Annotated in this window: 18 protein-coding genes; 5 read left to right on the top strand and 13 right to left on the bottom strand. The window is 57.8% G+C overall.

Features of this window, described 5'->3' with window-relative positions:
- Positions 1–36: 36 nt before the first annotated feature.
- Complete coding sequence (locus tag ACB035_RS04455; RefSeq protein WP_005337641.1) at positions 37–417, bottom strand: diacylglycerol kinase; 381 nt, start codon at positions 415–417, stop codon at positions 37–39.
- Between the two features lie 144 nt (positions 418–561).
- On the opposite strand from ACB035_RS04455, the gene ACB035_RS04450 reads away from it, so the two are divergent.
- Positions 562–1,623, top strand: a complete 1,062-nt coding sequence (locus ACB035_RS04450; RefSeq protein ID WP_323917391.1) for a 3-deoxy-7-phosphoheptulonate synthase — start codon at positions 562–564, stop codon at positions 1,621–1,623.
- Positions 1,624–1,739: 116 nt separating this feature from the next.
- On the opposite strand, the gene ACB035_RS04445 is transcribed toward ACB035_RS04450, so the two are convergent.
- The 3 genes from ACB035_RS04445 to ACB035_RS04435 all read right to left on the bottom strand — a co-directional run bounded on the left by ACB035_RS04445 (position 1,740) and on the right by ACB035_RS04435 (position 4,441).
- Positions 1,740–2,537 (bottom strand): ATP-binding cassette domain-containing protein, encoded by a 798-nt coding sequence (locus ACB035_RS04445; RefSeq protein ID WP_371166823.1) that lies wholly within the window; start codon positions 2,535–2,537, stop codon positions 1,740–1,742.
- 65 nt (positions 2,538–2,602) lie between these two features.
- Positions 2,603–3,610 carry a vitamin B12 ABC transporter permease BtuC gene (btuC, locus tag ACB035_RS04440; RefSeq protein WP_043825636.1) on the bottom strand — a complete coding sequence of 336 codons (1,008 nt, stop codon included), beginning with the start codon at positions 3,608–3,610 and terminating at the stop codon, positions 2,603–2,605.
- 99 nt (positions 3,611–3,709) lie between these two features.
- On the bottom strand, positions 3,710–4,441 hold the full coding sequence (locus ACB035_RS04435) for an ABC transporter substrate-binding protein (RefSeq protein WP_043825634.1): 732 nt from the start codon (positions 4,439–4,441) through the stop codon (positions 3,710–3,712).
- Positions 4,442–4,553: 112 nt separating this feature from the next.
- Here ACB035_RS04435 and ACB035_RS04430 point away from each other — a divergent pair, with 112 nt between their 5' ends.
- Positions 4,554–4,910 carry a DMT family protein gene (locus ACB035_RS04430; protein WP_005337656.1) on the top strand — a complete coding sequence of 119 codons (357 nt, stop codon included), beginning with the start codon at positions 4,554–4,556 and terminating at the stop codon, positions 4,908–4,910.
- 58 nt (positions 4,911–4,968) lie between these two features.
- The gene (gene tapW, locus ACB035_RS04425; protein WP_005361600.1) at positions 4,969–6,108 is read left to right on the top strand and encodes a type IVa pilus ATPase TapW; all 1,140 of its coding nucleotides are present in this window, start codon (positions 4,969–4,971) and stop codon (positions 6,106–6,108) included.
- Between the two features lie 94 nt (positions 6,109–6,202).
- On the opposite strand, the gene ACB035_RS04420 is transcribed toward tapW, so the two are convergent.
- Positions 6,203–6,652, bottom strand: a complete 450-nt coding sequence (locus ACB035_RS04420) for an isoprenylcysteine carboxylmethyltransferase family protein (RefSeq protein WP_019446653.1) — start codon at positions 6,650–6,652, stop codon at positions 6,203–6,205.
- Between the two features lie 173 nt (positions 6,653–6,825).
- On the opposite strand from ACB035_RS04420, the gene alr reads away from it, so the two are divergent.
- Complete coding sequence (gene alr / locus ACB035_RS04415) at positions 6,826–8,052, top strand: alanine racemase (RefSeq protein WP_139460685.1); 1,227 nt, start codon at positions 6,826–6,828, stop codon at positions 8,050–8,052.
- 65 nt (positions 8,053–8,117) lie between these two features.
- Here alr and ACB035_RS04410 read toward each other — a convergent pair whose 3' ends face one another.
- From ACB035_RS04410 to ACB035_RS04380, 7 genes are all read right to left on the bottom strand, one after another.
- Positions 8,118–9,062, bottom strand: coding sequence for a TerC family protein (locus tag ACB035_RS04410; RefSeq protein ID WP_005337664.1), 945 nt, complete (start codon positions 9,060–9,062; stop codon positions 8,118–8,120).
- Between the two features lie 302 nt (positions 9,063–9,364).
- On the bottom strand, positions 9,365–10,360 hold the full coding sequence (gene oppF, locus ACB035_RS04405) for a murein tripeptide/oligopeptide ABC transporter ATP binding protein OppF (RefSeq protein WP_005337666.1): 996 nt from the start codon (positions 10,358–10,360) through the stop codon (positions 9,365–9,367).
- The gene (locus ACB035_RS04400; protein WP_040067863.1) at positions 10,361–11,341 is read right to left on the bottom strand and encodes an ABC transporter ATP-binding protein; all 981 of its coding nucleotides are present in this window, start codon (positions 11,339–11,341) and stop codon (positions 10,361–10,363) included.
- Between the two features lie 54 nt (positions 11,342–11,395).
- Complete coding sequence (oppC, locus tag ACB035_RS04395) at positions 11,396–12,307, bottom strand: oligopeptide ABC transporter permease OppC (RefSeq protein ID WP_005337670.1); 912 nt, start codon at positions 12,305–12,307, stop codon at positions 11,396–11,398.
- A gap of 14 nt (positions 12,308–12,321) precedes the next feature.
- On the bottom strand, positions 12,322–13,242 hold the full coding sequence (gene oppB, locus ACB035_RS04390) for an oligopeptide ABC transporter permease OppB (protein WP_005337672.1): 921 nt from the start codon (positions 13,240–13,242) through the stop codon (positions 12,322–12,324).
- 98 nt (positions 13,243–13,340) lie between these two features.
- A complete protein-coding gene (locus ACB035_RS04385; RefSeq protein ID WP_005337675.1) occupies positions 13,341–14,960 on the bottom strand; it encodes an ABC transporter substrate-binding protein in 1,620 nt (539 codons plus the stop codon).
- A 279-nt stretch (positions 14,961–15,239) separates the two neighbouring features.
- Entirely contained in the window at positions 15,240–15,875 is a 636-nt protein-coding gene (locus ACB035_RS04380) for a YchE family NAAT transporter (protein ID WP_005337678.1), read from the bottom strand.
- A gap of 840 nt (positions 15,876–16,715) precedes the next feature.
- On the opposite strand from ACB035_RS04380, the gene adhE reads away from it, so the two are divergent.
- Entirely contained in the window at positions 16,716–19,382 is a 2,667-nt protein-coding gene (gene adhE, locus ACB035_RS04375; RefSeq protein ID WP_139731881.1) for a bifunctional acetaldehyde-CoA/alcohol dehydrogenase, read from the top strand.
- Positions 19,383–19,907: 525 nt separating this feature from the next.
- On the opposite strand, the gene ACB035_RS04370 is transcribed toward adhE, so the two are convergent.
- Positions 19,908–20,648, bottom strand: coding sequence for a YebC/PmpR family DNA-binding transcriptional regulator (locus ACB035_RS04370; protein ID WP_203117674.1), 741 nt, complete (start codon positions 20,646–20,648; stop codon positions 19,908–19,910).
- Between the last annotated feature and the right edge of the window lie 57 nt (positions 20,649–20,705).

The raw sequence follows: 20,705 nt of genomic DNA, 5'->3' as shown, positions 1-20,705 counted from the left end.
TTTGTATGAAGCAGAACCTCAAAGCAGCGTGATGGCTTACCACCACCCCAACAGGTTGCGGCCCACCAGCGCCCCCCATACCAGGGCGTTCAGGGCTAGCGCGATAAAGACGGCGGCAGAGCCCAAATCCTTGGCACGACCGGAGAGCTCATGATGCTCGGAGCCAACCCTGTCTACCACAGCTTCAATGGCGGAGTTGAGGATCTCGACGATCACCACCAGCCAGCTGATGACGATAAGCAGCAGGATCTGGTTGAGGGAATCCCCCAGCCAGAAGGCCAGCGGCATCAGCAACAGGATCAGCATCAGCTCCTGCCGAAAAGCCGCCTCGTTAATCCAGGCTGACTTGAGCCCCTTCATGCTGTAACCGGTTGCGTTGATGATGCGGGTGACCCCGGTTGCCCCTGGCTTTGCCACGCTATCTACCTCATTTGGAATCGATTTTGGCCTCACATCCTATCAGAGCCCCCCAAGGTTTCAATCAGGGGACTTTTGCTTTATTTTATCTCTTTGCTTTTTCGCCCCTTGCGGCTGACACCACCCACTCGAGACTTGAGTTGTATGTCCATTCACACAGATGAATTGCGCACCCGTCGCCTGGAGTCACTGATCACTCCGAGCGAGCTTGCACACGCGTTTCCGATCACCGATACCATTGCCCAGAATCTGCTGGATGCCCGTCGCGAAGTGGAAGCCATTCTGGCCGGAGGCGATCAGCGCCTGCTGGTCATTGTCGGCCCCTGCTCTATCCATGATCCCGCTGCTGCTCGCGAGTATGCCCAGCGCCTCAACGCCCTGCGCGAGCAGTATAAAGAGAGCCTCTGCATCGTGATGCGCACCTATTTCGAGAAGCCGCGCACCATCGTCGGCTGGAAAGGGCTCATCAACGATCCGCGCCTCGATGGCAGTTTCGACGTCAACGAAGGGCTGAAACTGGCGCGCAAACTGCTGGTCGACATCAACGAGATCGGCATGCCAACCGCCACCGAATTCCTCGATATGGTGACCGGCCAGTATATTGCCGACCTCATCACCTGGGGCGCCATCGGCGCTCGTACCACCGAATCCCAGGTACACCGCGAGATGGCTTCGGCCCTCTCCTGCCCGGTTGGCTTCAAGAACGGCACCGACGGCAATACCCGCATCGCCATCGATGCGGTGCGCGCCGCCCGTCACAGCCACATCTTCTATTCGCCGGACAAAGACGGCAAGATGACCATCTACCGCACCGCCGGTAACCCCTTTGGTCATGTGATCCTGCGTGGCGGCCACCGCCCCAACTACGACACCGCCAGTGTCGATGAAGCCTGTGAAGCGCTGGCCGATGTGGGCCTGCCGGAGCGTCTGGTGGTCGATTTCAGCCACGGCAACAGCATGAAGGATCACCGCCGTCAGCTGCTGGTGGCGCAAGATATCTGCGATCAGCTGCGCCGCGGCCGTACCGGCATCGCCGGCATCATGGCAGAAAGCTTCCTGGTGGAAGGGCGTCAGGATGTGGAGAACGGCTGCGCCGCCACCTTCGGCCAGAGCATCACAGATGCCTGCTTGTCGTGGAGCGACACCGAAACCCTGCTGGCGATGCTGGCAGAGGCGGCGCAGGTGCGCCTGAGCAAACAGGCTTGAACTGCGAATAAAACCAAAGGGGCCGGTATTTTTGATACCGGCCCCTTCTTCTTGCTGTCGGCCGATTACGCTTCGCTAATCGGCCCTACATGCGCCCTCTTTCCTGTACACCCTACTTACAAACTGGGCATAAACCACACGCGCCCTGCCGCTTCGATGCGGTCGGTGCGGATCTGGAATACCTGCTCCAGCAGCGCCTCATCCACCAGCTCGCCCCCCCCTTCGCGCACCACCGCGCCCTGTTGCAGGCAGAGAATGCGGTCGGCCCAGTCGATGGCCAGATTGATATCGTGGATGGCGAGCACCACCAGCAAGCCCTGCCCGGCCAAGGTTTTCAGCAAGCGCAATAGCGCCAGCTGGTGATGCAGGTCGAGCCCCGCCAGCGGCTCGTCCAGCAGCAGCACCTTGCCGGTCGGATTTAGGCTCGGCCACACCTGCAGCAGGGTGCGGGCAATCAGCACCCGCTGCTGCTCGCCCCCCGACAACCGGCTGAAGTCACGAGCCAGCAAGGCTTCCAGCTCCAATGCCTCGCACAATGCATTTATCGCCTCGTTCTGTCTGGCAGGTGCAACCATCTCATCGAGCCCCAGGCTCAACACCTGAAACACCGGAATATGAAACAGCTGGGGCTGACGCTGGGGCAGCATGGCGCGCCGTTTGGCTAGCTCGGGCCAACTCATGTCAGTAAGCACTTCCCCCCCCAGCAGCACTCTGCCATCGGCGGGTAAAAGCCCCGCCAGCGCCCCGAGCAGGGTCGACTTACCACTGCCATTGGGGCCAAGCAGCGCCACCAACTGGCCGCCATGCCAGCGGATATCCAGGGGAGAGAGCCGTCCGGCAATGGCGAGTGCGCGCGCCTCCAGCAGCGGCGCAGCAGCACGAGAAGAAACCGGCATGGGATCAGCGGGTGACATCGGCATCTTGCCTCAACAACGGGTAAATAAGGAGACTGCGCGCCCCGACCAAATCATGCAGATATTTATGCAGCACCATCGGCAGTTTGCCTCAATAGCAGGTAGATAAAGAGCGGCGCCCCCACCGAGGCGGTGATGACGCCGATAGGCAACTCCCCCGCGCTCAGGGTGGATCGAGCAACCAGATCGGCCGCCAGCAGCAGGGCCCCGCCGCCAAGCGCCGAAGCAGGCAGCAGAAAGCGCTGATCGCTGCCACCGCAGAGCCGCAGCAGATGGGGCACCACCAACCCGACAAAACCGATCACGCCGCACAATGACACCGCCACACCGGTCAGCAGACAGACCGCCAGCACCAGCCGCACCCGCATCTTGTCGACATCCATCCCCATCAGGCGGGCCTGAGTCTCCCCCAACAACAACTGTTGCAGCGCCTTGCCCTGCCAGCAGAGCCAGCCCAGGGTAAGCGGCAGCACCAGCCACCACCAGCCGAACTGCTGGCTGCCGTAAGAGAGGCTCCCCATCATCCAGAACATGAATTCACGCAAGGAGCCATCGTCGGCAAAGTACATCAACCAGGTCATGGCGGCATTGGTGAGAATACCGATGGCGACGCCAAACAGCAGCAAGCGGGCATGACCGAGACGCGCCCGGCGAGCCAGCCGAATGAGCAACATGGTCACCAGCAAGGCGCCACCGAAGGCCGCCAGCGACAGCCCCCAGCCGGGCAGATAGAGGCCGAGGGACTTGGCCACCGCCATCGCCACCATGGCGGCAAGGCCTGCCCCGCTTGAAACGCCAAGCAACCCGGGTTCGGCCACCGGGTTGTGCAGCATCACCTGCAACACGGCGCCGCCACAAGCAAGCGCGGCGCCAGCCAAGAGGGCCAGCAAGGCGCGCGGCAGGCGCAGCTCCAGCAGGATGCGCTGTTCGAGATCGCCAAGGGGCTGCCAGGGCAGCAGCACAAACTCGCCCCAGACGAGGGAGAAGAGAAACAGCAGCAGGGTCAGCAGCGTCAGGCCACAGAGCCAGCGCCGCTGCCAGCGCTGCTGACGGGCGATAAGGGAGAGGTACAAGGAGGATCCCCGACAATAACAAGGCTTCATCCCCGGCCCGGTCGCAGCGCCGGGGGGAAGCAGGAAAAGGGCATAATAACAGTGGCTTGCCACCCAAGGTCAAGGCTGGTAACGCTTTGCCATCACCCTTATCTCGCCGCTGGCCACCAGATTTTGCAGCGCCACCAGCAAGGGCTGGCGCAGCGACTGGTGAGGTGAGTGCTTGCTCATCCCCAGATAGAGGGTCACCGGCGTGGCGGGGCGGTAGTCCGCCTTGCCTATCCGGCTGGCATTTCCCTGACTCAGGGCATAGTCCACCTGACAGTCAGTGCCAATCATCAGCGGCAGGTGACCCCGCTGCACCATGCGCAGCAGCTGATCTTCGGTGGGTACTCCGTGCTTGTCGAGGCGACTGTCACTGTTGAAGGGCTCAAAGTAGGCGGAGTTGAGCACATAGCCCACCTTCACCCCCTGCAGATCGCGGTATTGGTGGATCCGGGCCACATTGACCGGCTGACCATAAAACGCGGGCCAGCACTGATAGTAGGCAGGCTGCAGATAGTCGATGAACTGCGCCCGCTCGGCGGTATAGGCGAGGCCAATCATCAGATCGACCTGGCCGGTCTGCATCTGCTTGAGCGCCCTGCCCCACGGCATCCGCCGTACCTGCAACTCAATGCCGCTCGCCTGTTGCAACCGGCGCAGGATGTCCATGTCGAGCCCCTGCAACCGGCCATCCGCTTGCAGGATGCGAAATGGCGGCCACAGATCGGTGGCCACCGTCAGCGTCGGGGTCGCTCGCACCGGCATGGCAAATAACAGTAACAACACAATCCCGCATAACTTGCCCATCCCGTCGCATACCTCGCACGGCTTATCCTGTTGGTTAAAAATACCCTCCCGCACCACGTATGAAAACCCGTGGTTCAGGGATAAAATGCGCCGGATTTTCAAGGAGAACCCTATGAACCCGATTTTCACCAGTATCGGTCTGCTGCTCTGCAGCAACGTCTTTATGACCTTCGCCTGGTACGCTCACCTCAAGAGCATGAACCATAAACCCTGGATCATTGCCGCCCTGGTGAGCTGGGGTATCGCCCTGTTCGAATACCTGCTGCAAGTGCCCGCCAACCGCATCGGCCATACGGTGATGAGCGTGGGCCAACTTAAAATCCTGCAAGAAGTGATCACACTCACCGTATTCGTCCCCTTCTCTATCTTCTATCTCAAGGAAGATCTGAAATGGGACTATCTCTGGGCAGGGCTCTGCATTCTCGGTGCGGTCTTTTTTGTCTTTCGCGAGAAACTGACCGGCGCCTGAGGCTGTACACTCAATATCATCCCGCTCATGGCATCTCATTGATCGACGAGGCAAAAAAATGGAATTGCGAGACATGTTACAGATCCTGGCCAAGCAGGATGGCTCAGACCTCTATCTGTCGACCGGCGCGCCCCCCTGCGCCAAATTTAACGGCGGCCTGCGCCCCCTCAACGAAACGCCTCTGGAGCCGGGGGAAGTGGCGCGGATCGCCGCCGAGATCATGGATGGCGAGCAGAAGCAGCAGTTCGAGAAGGATCTGGAGATGAACCTCGCCATCTCCCTGCCCCAGATCGGCCGCTTTCGGGTCAACATCTTCAAGCAGCGCAACGAAGTCTCTCTGGTGGCCCGCAACATCAAGACCGACATCCCCCGCTTTGAAGATCTCAAACTCCCGCCTGTGCTGCTCGACACCATCATGGAGAAACGCGGTCTGGTGCTGTTTGTCGGCGGTACCGGCTCGGGTAAATCCACTTCGCTGGCAGCGCTTATCGACCATCGCAACCGCAACAGCGGCGGGCACATCATTACCATCGAGGATCCGGTAGAGTTCGTTCATCGTCACCGCAAGAGCATCATCAACCAGCGGGAGGTTGGCGTGGATACCCGTAGCTTCCACGCTGCCCTGAAAAACACCCTGCGTCAGGCGCCGGATGTCATTCTTATCGGCGAGATCCGCGATCGCGAGACCATGGAACATGCGCTGGCCTTCTCCGAAACCGGCCACCTTGCCATCTCCACCCTGCACGCCAACAACGCCAACCAGGCGCTGGATCGCATTATCAACTTCTTCCCCGAGGAGCGCCGCCCCCAGCTGCTCAACGATCTGGGCAACAACCTCAAGGCTTTTGTCTCCCAGCGGCTGGTGAAAACCACCGATGGCGGTCGCCGGGCCGCAGTGGAGATCATGCTCGGCACCCACACCATCCGCGACATGATCAAGCGCGGTGAATTTGGCGGCCTCAAAGAGGTGATGGAAAAATCCAAGGCCCTCGGCATGGTTACCTTCGACAGTGCCCTCTTCGATCTGGTGGTGGAAGGGGTAATTGAGGAAGAAGAGGCGGTAAAGAACGCCGACTCAGCCAACAACCTGCGCCTCAAGATCAAGCTGTGGAAGGAGAAGGGGCAGATTGCCAGCAGCAGCGATGCCACCGGCTGGAGCCTCGAACCCACCAAGGACGAGAAGGGCGATTTTTTCTAACCAGCCCCTCGAGAACCCCGGGCCCGCCCGGGGTTCTCTTTATCCAGCACGGCTGACCCGAATTATCCGCTCAGCCCACGCAGGTCACTGCCAGTCAGCACCAACGGCGAACGCGCTGGCAATACGCCACATACTCGTCGCCGAAACGGGCATGCAACAGCCGCTCCTCCGGCATGATCTGAAAGCGAGTCAGCCAGGCCACCAGCACGATTGGCCCAACCCAGACCCAACTCCCACCGAGATAACAGCCCCAGGCGGCCAGCCAGCAGAGCAGCCCCAGATACATGGGATTGCGACTGACACGATAGACGCCACAGGTCACCAGACGACTGGTGTGCTGAGGTTTGGTGGGGCTGACCGTGGTCTGGTGGTGACGAAACCGTTGCAGGGCACCAAAGCCCATAATGGCCCCCGCCACGACCAGCACAGCCATCAGCGCCATTGCCCAGATGCCGGGCTGACTCTCCCCTCTTAGCCACCACATGGCCCCGGCACAGAGCAGAAAGATCAGCGGTGGTGGCAAACGTAACTCAAGATTGACCATTTTCTTCCCCTGACGAGTGTCGGCCGAACCCGTGTTGCGGTAGACTCCCAACCAGTCAGCGCCTGTTGAGAGTGACAAAGATCATAATAATAACAACAAGTTGTGGTTAAACCACCACCAATGTGGCCGACCCCGTCCAAACTATCCAACGCGAACAACAAAAAGGAATCACCATGCACAAGAAAACTCTGCTGGCTACCCTGATCTTCGGCCTGCTCGCGGGCCAAGCCGTTGCGGCTCCCTATCTGCCCCTTGCGACGGATCATCGCAACGGCCAGGAGCAAACCGCCAGCAACGCCTGGTTGGAAGTGGATCTGGGCGCCTTTGAACACAATATCCAGACCCTCAAGGATCGCCTCGGCGACAAGGGCCCGCAGATCTGCGCCATCATGAAGGCCGACGCTTATGGTCATGGCATCGACCTGCTGGTCCCCTCCGTGGTCAAGGCCAATATCCCCTGCATCGGCATCGCCAGCAACGAGGAGGCGCGCGTCGCCCGCGAGAAGGGCTTTACCGGCCGTCTGATGCGGGTGCGTGCCGCCACTCCGGATGAAGTAGAGCAGGCCCTGCCCTACAAGATGGAGGAGCTGATCGGTAGTCTGGTGAGTGCCCAGGGTATCGCCGATATCGCCCAGCGCCACCACACCACCATTCCGGTGCATATCGCGCTCAACTCCGCCGGCATGAGCCGCAACGGCATCGACCTGCGTCTGGCCGATGCCAAGCAGGATGCGCTGGCCATGCTGAAGCTAAAGGGGATCACCCCGGTCGGCATCATGACCCACTTCCCGGTTGAGGAGAAAGAGGACGTCAAGATGGGACTGGCCCAGTTCAAACTGGACTCCCAGTGGCTGCTGGAAGCGGGCAAACTGGATCGCAGCAAGATCACCATCCACGCCGCCAACTCCTTCGCCACCCTGGCCGTGCCGGACGCCTACTTCGACATGGTGCGCCCGGGCGGCCTGCTCTACGGTGACTCCATCCCCTCCCACACCGAATACAAGCGGGTGATGGCATTCAAGACCCAGGTCGCCTCGGTCAACCACTATGCAGCGGGCAACACCGTCGGTTATGACCGCACCTTTACCCTCAAGCGTGACTCCTGGCTCGCCAACCTGCCGCTGGGCTACTCCGATGGCTATCGCCGCGCCCTCAGCAACAAAGCCTATGTGCTGATCCAGGGTCAGAAGGTGCCGGTGGTCGGCAAGACTTCCATGAACACCATCATGGTGGATGTGACGGATCTGAAAGGGGTGAAACCCGGTGACGAGGTGGTGCTGTTTGGCCGTCAGGGTGAAACCGAAGTGAAACAGGCGGATCTGGAGGAGTACAACGGCGCCCTGCTGGCGGACATGTACACCATCTGGGGCTACACCAACCCCAAAAAGATCAAACGCTGATAACACGATATGAAAAAGGGCTCCCGCGGGAGCCCTTGTTGTTATTGCTTAATTGTCTGCCGCGCTCAAGCGGCCTTTTTACGGGTCACAAACAGACTCAGCCCCATGGATGCCAGCAGGATCAACGCGACTACGCCCAGTGCAATGCCGGTCGGGATCTTGAAGATATCCAGCAGCAGCATCTTGACCCCGATAAACATCAGGATCAGCGCCAGACCGTATTTGAGCAGGGCGAAGCGATCAGCCACACCGGCCAGCAGGAAGTACATGGCACGCAGACCCATGATGGCGAAGATGTTGGAGGTCAGCACGATGAAGGGATCCGTGGTCACCGCGAAGATGGCCGGGATACTGTCCACCGCAAAGATAAGATCGCTCACCTCCACCAGCACCAGGATCAACAGCAGCGGGGTGGCATAGCGCACACCGTCACGCCAGACGAAGAACTTCTCCCCTTCCAGGGTCTCGGTCACCTTGAAGCGACGGCGCATCCAGCCCAGCAGCGGGTTGTTGGCGAGATCAGGCTCCTTGTCGGCCGCCCACAGCATCTTGGCACCGGTCAGCAGCAGGAAAGCGCCAAACAGATAGAGGATCCAGTGGAACTGCTCGATGAGCCAGCTGCCCGCGAACACCATACCGGCACGCATCACGATGGCACCCAGTACCCCGTACAGCAGCACCCGGCGCTGCAGCTCGGCTGGAATGGCAAAGTAGCCGAACAGCATCAGCCAGACGAAGACGTTGTCCACTGCCAGCGCTTTCTCGATGAGGTAGCCGGTGAGGAACTCCAGTCCCTTCTGGTTGGCGATTTCACGGCCCGCGCTGTGATCGAGCCAAAGCCAGATGGCCAGGTTGAAGAGCAGGGCCACACTGACCCAGATGAGGGACCAGACACCCGCCTCTTTGAGGGACACCTTGTGTGACTTGCCGCCACCGACAAAGCGTATGTCTATCCATAACAGGACCAGCACTATGCTGAAGAAACCGGTCCACATCCACCATTCACCCATTTTCACGTCTCCCAAAAACGACAAAACCCACGACCGAGAGGCGTGGGTTTGCGTTTGGAGCAGATACACCTTGCCTCTCGGCAAGGTCTCACTTACAGCTGATTTGCATCGACTGCCCGGCTGCCGGGTGCACTGCAGGATATGGGTGCACCGTAATGACGACAAACCGGCGAGAAGTTACTCCCCTTGTTGCGCGGATAGTAGCAGCGGTAAAAGATAACGCCAAGAGGCATCTTCACTGCCGTCAAAAATAAATCGGGGCCCCATCAAGGAGCCCCGCAAGCAGGTTCAACACAGCCCCATCAGAGCGGGTCGACCTTGAGGCAGGAGACCGCGTGATCGAAGTTCCCCTCCAGCACGGGGCGGGTCTTGGCGCACTCGGGGCCAGCCACCGGGCAGCGGGTGCGAAACACGCAACCGGACGGCGGATTCATCGGTGAGGGCAAGTCCCCTTCCAGGATCTGGATCACCTTGTTGCGCTCAAGCTCAGGGTCCGGGATCGGCACCGCTGACATCAGCGCCTTGGTGTACGGATGCAACGGGTTGGCGAAGATCTCCTTGCGGGTCCCCAACTCGACGGCGTTGCCCAGATACATCACCAGCACCCGATCGGAGATATGCTTGACCACCGACAGGTCGTGGGCGATGAAGATGAGCGACAGCCCCATCTCCTTTTGCAGGGATTTGAGCAGGTTGACCACCTGCGCCTGAATGGATACGTCCAGCGCCGAGACCGGCTCGTCGCAGATGATCATCTTGGGCTCGAGGATCAGTGCCCGGGCAATCCCGATCCGCTGGCACTGGCCGCCAGAAAACTCGTGCGGATAGCGGTTGACCAGGTTGGGCAACAGCCCCACCTTGCTCATCATGGCGCGCACCTTCTCTTTCACCTCTTCCCGCGGCAGGTTGGGGTAGAAGGTGATGAGCGGCTCGGCGATGATGTCGCCGATGGTCATGCGCGGGTTCAGGGAGGCCAGCGGGTCCTGGAAGATCATCTGGATCTCTTTGCGCTTCTCGCGCAGGGCATTCTGATCGAGCTTGGTGAGATCGTCACCCAGCCACACCACCTTGCCATCGGTGGCCGGTACCAGACCGATGATGGCGCGGGCAAAGGTCGATTTGCCGCAGCCGGACTCCCCCACCACACCGAGGGTTTCCCCCTCATAGAGACGCAAGGTCACGCCATCGACCGCCTTGAGATCGGACGGTTTGGCCCATGGCCACGCCTTGCCACTCTTGATACTGAAGTGGACCTTGAGGTCAGACACTTCCAACAGCAATTTTTTGTCGGCACCCATTTAGTTGGCCCCCTTGTTCATGGCATCCGAAACCCAGTGACAGGCACGCTCTCGACCGTCGTTGAACGGGGTCAGAACTGGTGACTGCTGGCCGCAAATCTCGCTGACCCGGTGGCAACGCTCCTGGAAGGGGCAGCCGGTGGGCAGACGCAGCAGGTTGGGCGGATTACCCGGGATGGTGGGCAGCACTTCTCCTTCTGTATCGAGGCGGGGAATGGCGCGCAGCAAACCTTCGGTATAGGGGTGGCTCGGACGATAGAAGATATCGTCCACCTTGCCGTACTCCATGGTACGACCGGCATACATCACCAACACCTTGTTGCAGATACCGGCGACCACGCCAAGGTCGTGGGTGATCATGATGATGGCGGTGTTGAACTCGCGCTTGAGCTCGTTCATCAGGGTCATGATCTGGGCCTGCACGGTCACGTCGAGCGCGGTGGTCGGCTCGTCGGCGATCAGCAGTTGCGGCCGGCAGAGCAGCGCCATGGCGATCATCACCCGCTGACGCATACCGCCGGAGAACTCGTGGGGATACATCCCCATCCGCTTGCGTGCTTCAGGAATTTTGACCGCATCGAGCATCCGTACCGACTCTTCGAACGCTTCCGCCTTGCTCACCCCTTTGTGCAGCATCAGCACTTCCATCAGCTGATCCTGCACCTTCATGTAGGGGTTGAGCGAGGTCATGGGGTCCTGGAAGATCATGGCGATCTTCTCGGAACGGATCTTGTTGAGCTTGGACTCCGGCAGGTTGAGGATCTCCTCACCCTGAAACTTGGCGGAACCGGTAATAATGCCGTTTTTGGCCAGCAGCCCCATGATGGCAAAGGCCGTCTGGGATTTGCCGGAGCCGGACTCGCCGACGATTCCCAGAGTTTCACCCGCAGAGAGAGAAAAGTTGAGGTCGTTAACCGCCACCACATTGCCGTCCGGGGTCTTGAACTCGACCCGCAGATCTTTCACATCCAGTAACTTCATATAAAAACTCCTTATCGATCTTTCGTGATGCTTTCCTGTCGATCCGATGCTCGATTAACGATCTTTCGGATCGAGGGCGTCACGCAGACCATCCCCGAGGAAGTTGAAGCAAAACAGGGTCACCACCATAAAGCAGGCGGGGAACAGCAGTTGCCAGATGGCCACTTCCATCGACTTGGAGCCTTCATCCAGCAGGGCACCCCAGCTGGTCATCGGTTCCTGAACACCAAGGCCCAGGAAACTCAGGAAGGATTCAAACATGATCATCCCCGGCACCAGCAAGGTGGCGTAGACGGCCACGATACCGAGTACGTTCGGCACGATATGGCGGGTAATGATCTTCCACTTGGAGACGCCACAGACGTGGGCTGCCTCGATAAACTCCTTGCTCTTGAGGCTCAAGGTCTGGCCGCGCACGATACGCGCCATGTCGAGCCAGCTCACCGCCCCGATGGCGATAAAGATGAGTGCCAGATTGCGGCCAAAGAAGGTGACCAGCATGATGACAAAGAACATGAAGGGGAAAGCGTTGAGGATCTCCAGTACCCGCATCATCAGGCTGTCGACCCGCCCGCCGATAAAACCGGAGGCAGCGCCATACAAAGTACCGATGATGACCGCCACCATGGCGCCCATGATGCCGACCATCAGGGAGATGCGACCGCCCAGTAGGGTGCGCACGAACAGATCCCGCCCCAGACTGTCGGTTCCGAAGTAGTGACCCGCTTCCATATCAGGCGGCGACTGCATGGCGCCCCAGTCCGGATCGTCAAAGGTGTATTGGGAGAGATGGGGGCCAAAGATGACCGCCAGACCGATGATGGTCAGAATGATCAGGCTGGTCAGGGCCGCCTTGTTGCGCAGGAAACGGCGACGGGCATCCTTCCACAGGGAGCGCCCCTCCACCACCTCGACCTTTTGCGCGAACGCCTCGACGGCATCGCGTTTTTCAGTTGAAACAACCATGATGAACTCCCGAATTAGTAACGGATCTTGGGATCGATAAAGGCGTAGAGAATATCGACCACGGCGTTAAAGGTGATGGTGAGGGCGCCGACCAGAATGGTCAGACCGAGCACCATGGAGTAATCACGGTTAAGGGCACCGTTGACGAACAGCTGACCGATCCCCGGCAGACCGAAGATGGTCTCGATCACCACCGAACCTGTGATGATGCCGACAAAGGCCGGGCCCAGATAGGAGACCACCGGCAGCATGGCCGGACGCAGCGCGTGTTTCAGGATGATGTGGCGCAGCGGCAACCCCTTGGCACGGGCGGTACGGATGAAGTTGGAGTTCATGGTCTCGATCATACTGCCCCGCATGATCCGCGAGATGGCGGAGATGTAGTACATCATCATGCCGAACACCGGCAGCACCATAAACTGGATGCCACCACCCTGCCAGCCACCGGCAGGGAACCAACCCAGATGAATACTGAAAAACAGCACCAGCAAGGGCGCCAGCACAAAGCCCGGGATCACCACCCCGGCCATGGCCGAAGACATCAGCAGATAGTCGATGATGGTGTTCTGTTTCAGTGCCGCTATGGTGCCGAAGGTGACCCCCAGCAGCACGGCGAAGAAGAAGGCCGTGGTCCCGATCTTGGCGGAAACAGGCAGCGCCTGACTCACCAGATCATTGACGGTGAAATCCTTGTATTTGAAAGAGGGGCCCAAATCACCCTGCACCAGGTTGCCCAGGTAGGTGAGATATTGCATGCCAATGGGTTTGTCGAGCCCATATTTGGCCTCGATGTTGGCGATGACTTCGGGGGGCAGTGAACGCTCGCTGGTAAAGGGGTTACCCGGGGCGAAACGCATCATGAAGAAAGAGACGGTGATCAAGACCAGCAGAGTCGGGATCGCTTCCAATAGCCGTTTAAAAATGAATTTCAACATAGACATTTCCTGTCCTGTACTGCTTCCAAAGGGTCGCGGTTGTAATAAAGGCCCGCCGTCCGGCGGGCCCTGCTTGTTATGCGACTTGTTGCTTTAAATCAGTGAGCAATGATGTACATATCTTTGCTGTAGAGGTTATCCAGCGGGTTGGCCGGATAGCCGCCTACATAGGGTTTGACCATACGGGCAGTCACGTACTGGTAGATGGGGGCGATCGGCATGTCCTTGGCCAGGATCTCTTCAGCCTGGACGTAGAGCTTGTTGCGGGCCGCCACATCAACCTGATCACGGGATGAATCCATCAGCTTGTCGAACTCCGGATTGGAGTACTTGCCGTCGTTGTTGCCGTGGGTGGTCTGCATCAGATCCAGCATGGAGGAGGCTTCGTTGTAGTCGGCGATCCAGCCGGCACGACCTACATCAAACTGACCCTGTTTCTTGGTTTCCAGGTAAGTTTTCCACTCCTGGTTGACCAGGCTCACCTGCACCCCCAGCTTCTTCCACATGGAGGCCACGGCCACAGCCACTTTCTTGTGGTTGTCATCGGTGTTGTAGAGCAGCTCGAACTTCAGCGGCTTGCTGGCATCGAAACCGGCCTCTTGCAGCAGCGCCTTGGCCTTGGCATCACGCTCGGCCTGGGTCATCTTCGACCACTCGGGCGCTACCGGCTTGAAGCCATCGACGAAGTCCGGCACCAGGGTGTAACCGGGCGTCTGACCCTGCCCCATCACCTTGTCGGCAATCACGTCGCGATCGATGGCATAGGAGAGCGCAGTACGGACGCGCACATCGTCAAACGGCTTCTTCTTGACGTTGTACTGGTAGTAGTAAGTACCAACATAACCGGTCACTTTCAGCTCGTCCGGCTTCTCTTTCTTCATCTGCTTGAAGCGCTCGATGGGCATCTGATAGGTGATGTCCACTTCGCCCGCCAGATAGCGGCTCAGGTCAGCGTTGGTAGACTGGATGGGCAGATAGACCACCTTGTTGATGACGGTCTTGCCATCGTTCCAGTAGTGCTTGTTGCGCTCCACTTCGACGCGCTCGTTCACCACCCAGTTCTTCAGGGTATAGGCACCGTTGGATACCATATTTTCCGGCTGGGTCCACTTGTCACCGAACTTCTCGATCACCTTCTTCGGTACCGGATAGGTGGTGGTGTGGGAGAGCATGCTGACGAAGTAAGGGATCGCTTTCTCGAGCTGCACTTCGAAGGTGTAGTCGTCGGTCGCCTTCACGCCCAACGTATCAGCCGGCTTTTTACCTGCGATGATCTCGGAGGCATTGGCAATAGTCGGGATCTCCAGATACCAGGAGTAAGGAGAGGCGGTTTTCGGATCAACGGCACGCTGGAAAGCAAAAACGAAATCGTGGGCAGTGACCGGGTCACCGTTGGACCACTTGGCATCTTTGCGCAGGTGGAAGACGTAGTGCTTGTTATCCTTGGTTTCCCAAGATTCAGCCACAGCCGGGAGAATTTCCCCTTTCGGGCCGGATGCAACGAGACCTTCGAACAGGTCGCGCAGGATATTGGATTCGACCGTTCCTTCGGTCTTGTGCGGGTCAAGGGTCGCAGGCTCGGAGCCGTTGCCTTTTACCAGTTGCTGGACTTCAGCCAGCTTGGTTCCCGCCGGAACATCGGCAGCCTGAGCCACATTGACGCCACCAAACAGTGCAGCCACCAGCAATGTGTTAATCATTGTTTTTTTATGAGTCATTTCCCTACTCCAACAAGAACATTCCATGCATTTTTTAAAGTGACGGGGTTAAAACCCGCTCCCAGCATAATTCCCTGCCAATTCCGATAATGCAACAGATATTGTCAGGGTAATCGTCATTTTCTGGTCAAAAAATCAGCTAGCATGCGCTTTTTCAGTATTAAAACACCAGCAAAGCGCTCATTTTTCACACAAACGACCGATTCTAGAAAAGACCGAGCAAAAAGCAACCAATAAAAAGCCGGTCACGAGGACCGGCTTTCATAAAGCGGAGCTGGCTCACATCAGGCTGGGGAAAACCCCCTTGATACCGGCCACCATGATCTCGATACCCAGCGACATCATGATAAGACCCATGATACGGGTCACCACGTTGATGCCGGTGTTGCCCATGATCTTGAACAGCAGCGGCGCGGCGCGGAAGATAAGCCAGGAGCAGAAGGAGAAGACCACGACAACCACTGACATGCCGAGCAGCTGCTGCCAGTGGCTCTGGCTGGCATAGACAATCACCGAGGAGATGGCACCGGGGCCCGCCATCAGCGGCAGCGCCAGCGGTACCACGGCGATAGACTCGCGCACCGCCAGTTCACCCTTTTCCTGTTTGTTGTGCTTCACCTCGCCCAGCTTGCCCTGCAGCATCGACCAGGCAATCAGGGTAATCAGCGACCCACCGGCAATACGGAACGATGCCAGCGAGATACCAAACCCATCGAGGATCAGCTGCCCCATATACATGGAGACCAACAGGATCACCATCACCGCGATATTGGCGGTGGTATTGGTTTTCATCCGCTCGGCCTGGGTATGGTGGCTGGTCAGGCTGACAAACACCGGCAACAAACCAAGCGGGTTGATAATTGCGAACAAACCGACAAAAAACTTCAGATACAACGAGACGTCAATTGCTGCCATAGGCGCCTTCCAATAGAGTTTCGGGCCCAGCGGGCCAGTCCATTAATTTCGTGCGTAAATTTACATCATAGCCAGAGTGGGTACCAATCAAATAATCTCACCATTTTGAGGGTTTTTTAGTTAGTTCATCTAATGCATCCGCGCTAACTGGCATAAACCGATGCCAAAAGCCCTTTCTACCGCCCGACACGCGCCAGAAAAGTGAGCGCAAGCCTGCTTAATCATGACCAGAGAGTCCGACGATGACTGACCGAATGACCAAGTGACTCGAGAGAATCCAAGCTTTGCCTTCCCACTATTTCAGGCCAGACATCACTTCATTGACTCGGCAAGAGAGTCACAATGCAAAAACCGGGAAAGCGGGCAGAAATGGCGTCCTCGGGGAATAAAGCGGATTAGTCATGGATTAAAACAACAATCATTTTTGCAACAAACGCTGGAATAAAGTGCGTTTGTCGGTGATTTTGAAACCAATTCACTCATATTTGCTAACCTATACCGCCAAAATAGCTCTGTAATACTATGACTGAGTGCAATTAACCACTTGATAAATGTGGTTTATTGCCCTGCATTAACAAGTCTCTCACCTTTCCCTTTGATGCACATTCCGATAACATCAGTCAAACAAGGATTGTGAAATAAAATTTCTTTTGTTCTTTTGTTACACATGATCCAGATCAAGTTTTTCTGAGTCAGCCCCGCTCTATAATCGACTCAGAAAGCGATTTAGTAAGGCATGTGAAAAAGCTGTTGCAACGATACCGTCTTGACAAGGCGACTATAATTGCCGGGCATTGCCAACGTCTTACTAAACAGTTTTCAAATAATCAGGAGATAAACATGGCAGTAACCAATTTGGCTGAACTGGATGCACTGGTCGCCCGCGTTAAGGAAGCCCAGCGTGAATTCGCCAGCTTCTCTCAAGAGCAGGTAGACAAGATCTTCCGTGCCGCCGCCCTGGCCGCCAACAACGCCCGTATCCCCCTAGCCCAGATGGCCGTGGAAGAGTCAGGTATGGGTATCATCGAAGACAAGGTTATCAAGAACCACTTCGCCTCCGAATACATCTACAACAAGTACAAAGACGAGAAGACCTGCGGCATTCTGAGCGAAGATGATCAGATGGGTACCATCACCATCGCCGAGCCGGTAGGTATCATCTGTGGTATCGTTCCGACCACCAACCCGACCTCCACTGCGATCTTCAAATCCATGATCGCGCTCAAGACCCGCAACGCCATCATCTTCTCCCCGCACCCCCGTGCCAAGAACTCCACCAATACCGCTGCCAAGCTGGTACTGGATGCAGCTGTTGCCGCTGGTGCACCGAAAGACATCATCGGCTGGATCGACCAACCGTCTGTTGAGCTCTCCAACGCCCTGATGAAGCACGAAGACATCAACCTGATCCTGGCCACCGGTGGCCCGGGCATGGTGAAAGCTGCCTACTCCTCCGGTAAGCCTGCTATCGGTGTGGGTGCCGGTAACGTACCTATCGTTATCGACGAAACCGCCGACGTGAAGCGTGCCGTTGCCTCCATCCTGATGTCCAAGACTTTCGATAACGGCGTGGTCTGTGCTTCCGAGCAGGCGGTCATCGTTGTTGATGCCATCTACGACCAGGTTAAAGAGCGCTTTGCATCCCACAAGGGCCACGTGCTCTCCAAAGAAGATGCTGACAAGGTACGTAAAGTCATCCTGATCAACGGTGCCCTGAACGCCAACATCGTTGGCCAGCCAGCCACCAAGATTGCCGAGATGGCAGGCGTGACTGTACCGGCTGATACCAAGATCCTGATTGGTGAAGGCGTCAAGCTGTGTGCAGAAGATGAGTTTGCTCACGAGAAATTGTCCCCGCTGCTCGGTATGTTCCGTGCTAGCAGCTTCGAAAACGCCGTTGATATGGCCTGTGACATGGTCAACATCGGTGGTATCGGCCACACCTCCGGTCTGTACACCGACCAGGACCGCAACGCTGACCGCATCAAGTACTTCGGCGACAAGATGAAGACCGCGCGTATCCTGATCAACACTCCGTCTACCCAAGGCGGTATCGGTGACCTGTACAACTTCGCAATGGCTCCGTCCCTGACCCTGGGTTGCGGCTCCTGGAGCGGTAACTCCATCTCCGAAAACGTGGGTCCGAAGCACCTGATCAACAAGAAGACAGTCGCAAAACGGGCAGAAAACATGCTGTGGCACAAACTTCCGAAATCCATCTACTTCCGTCGTGGTTCCCTGCCGATCGCTCTGAGCGACCTGGAAGGTAAAAAGCGTGCCATGGTCGTGACCGACCGCTTCCTGTTCAACAACGGCTACGCCGATGAACTGGTCAGCCTGCTGAAAGCACAGAATATGGAAGTGGAAGTGTTCTACGAAGTAGAAGCTGACCCGACCCTGGCTGTGGTTCGCAAGGGTGCCGAGATGGCCAACTCCTTCAAACCGGACGTTATCCTGGCGCTGGGCGGTGGTTCACCGATGGATGCTGCCAAGATCATGTGGGTGATGTACGAGCACCCGAACACTGCGTTCGAAGATCTGGCCATGCGCTTCATGGACATCCGCAAGCGTATCTACAAGTTCCCGAAAATGGGCGTGAAGGCCGAACTGGTCTGTATCACCACCACTTCCGGTACCGGCTCTGAAGTCACTCCGTTTGCGGTAGTAACCGATGAAGTGTCTGGTCAGAAGTATCCGCTGGCTGACTACGAGCTGACCCCGAACATGGCCATCGTTGATGCCAACCTGGTCATGGGTATGCCGAAGTCCCTGTGTGCCTTCGGCGGTATCGATGCCGTGACTCACGCCATGGAAGCCTATGTTTCCGTACTGGCCAACGAGTACTCCGACGGCCAGGCGCTGCAAGCCCTGAAAATGCTGAAAGAGTACCTGCCGTCCAGCTACCAGAACGGTGCCAACGACCCGATCGCTCGTGAGAAGGTGCACAATGCAGCCACCATCGCCGGTATCGCGTTCGCCAACGCCTTCCTGGGTGTGTGCCACTCCATGGCTCACAAACTGGGTGCCGAGTTCCACATTCCGCACGGTCTGGCTAACGCCCTGCTGATCAGCAACGTCATCCGCTACAACGCGAACGACAACCCGACCAAGCAGACTGCGTTCTCCCAGTACGACCGTCCGCAGGCTCGTCGTCGTTACGCCGAAGTCGCTGACCACCTGGGTCTGACTGCTGCCGGTGACCGCACCGCAGCCAAGATCGAGAAGCTGCTGACCTGGCTGGACGAGCTGAAGGCTACCCTGGGTATCCCGGCCTCTATCCGCGAAGCTGGCGTGACTGAAGCTGACTTCCTGGCCAAGGTTGACCAGCTGGCTATCGAAGCTTTCGATGACCAGTGCACCGGCGCCAACCCGCGCTACCCGCTGATCAGCGAGCTGAAGCAGGTTCTGCTGGACTCCTACTACGGTCGTCCGTTCACCGAAGCCGCTCCGGTAACTGCTGCCCCGGTTGAAGCCAAGGTTGAAAGCAAGAAGAAATCCAAGGCCTGATAACCGATCCTGAGATAACAAGCCCGCGCACTGCGCGGGCTTTTTTTATCTGCCACTTATCACAGAGCTCCTCTCTCCAGCCGATTGCGGTAGTGCAGCCCCGAACTTCCCAACCAACCAGCGTGCCCCAGCCAATCCGTTATCGACATCCCAACCTGTCACTCTGTATTGATGGGCACCTGTGATAACAAGAGCACGCTCCATCACCTCCTATCCCCTACCCCCAACGAATTACCCTGACGGGCAGATGTGAGCACTCAACGCCATCTCAAGAGCTAAAGGTGTGATAAACAGGATAAGCGGAGCCTCGCTAACGCAACGCAGCAGAACTGCCGACTGACGTACGTACAGAGCTAACCGACTGGCATGAACAGAGCAATGATAATTCGCAGAGAAAGCGGGAAAGATTGTCAGTGGAGAGAATTGTTGCGCCGATTGCTCAACCGACACATCAGCAGTTGCCACGATGCAAAGATAAAAAAATGGCAGCCATCAGGCTGCCATCGGGAGAGCACAATTCAGCGATCAGAGGGTCGCAGCGACTTCATCGGAGATGGAGCCGTTGTGGTAAACCTCTTGCACGTCGTCCAGATCTTCCAGCATGTCGATCAGACGCATCAGCTTGGGTGCAGTTTCTGCATCCAGCTCCGCTTCGGTGGAGGGGATCATGGTCACTTCGGCGCTCTGGGCCTTGAAGCCGGCAGCTTCCAGACCGTCCAGCACGATACCGAAGTCGTTCGGGGTGGTGTACACCTCGATGGTGCCATCCTCTTCGGTGACCACGTCATCGGCGCCCGCTTCCAGCGCGGCATCCATCAGGGCATCTTCGTCTACGCCCACGAAAGTCAGCAGACCTTTCTTGCTGAACAGATAGGCAACGGAGCCGTCGGTGCCCAGGTTGCCACCGCACTTGCTGAAGGCGTGGCGCACTTCGGCTACGGTACGGTTACGATTGTCGGTCAGGCACTCTACCATCACCGCAGAGCCAGCCGGGCCGTAACCTTCGTACACGATGGTCTCGAGCTGTTCGCCATCGCCGCCACCGGCGCCACGCTGAATGGCACGGTTGATGGTGTCGCGGGTCATGTTGTTGGTCAGGGCGGCAGTCACCGCAGCACGCAGACGCGGGTTGTTGGCCGGATCGGCATCACCCAGACGCGCGGAGGTAGTGATTTCGCGGATCAGTTTGGTGAAGATCTTGCCACGCTTGGCGTCCTGAGCGGCCTTGCGGTGTTTGATGTTGGCCCATTTACTGTGACCTGCCATAGAGACTCTCCGTTATTTTTTAAATGTCAGTAACACTGATCATGACTAACCCAAGGG

The organism is Aeromonas sp. S12(2024), assembly GCF_041402305.1.
Lineage (GTDB): Bacteria > Pseudomonadota > Gammaproteobacteria > Enterobacterales > Aeromonadaceae > Aeromonas > Aeromonas veronii.
This window is presented reverse-complemented; position numbering and strand designations above follow the sequence as displayed.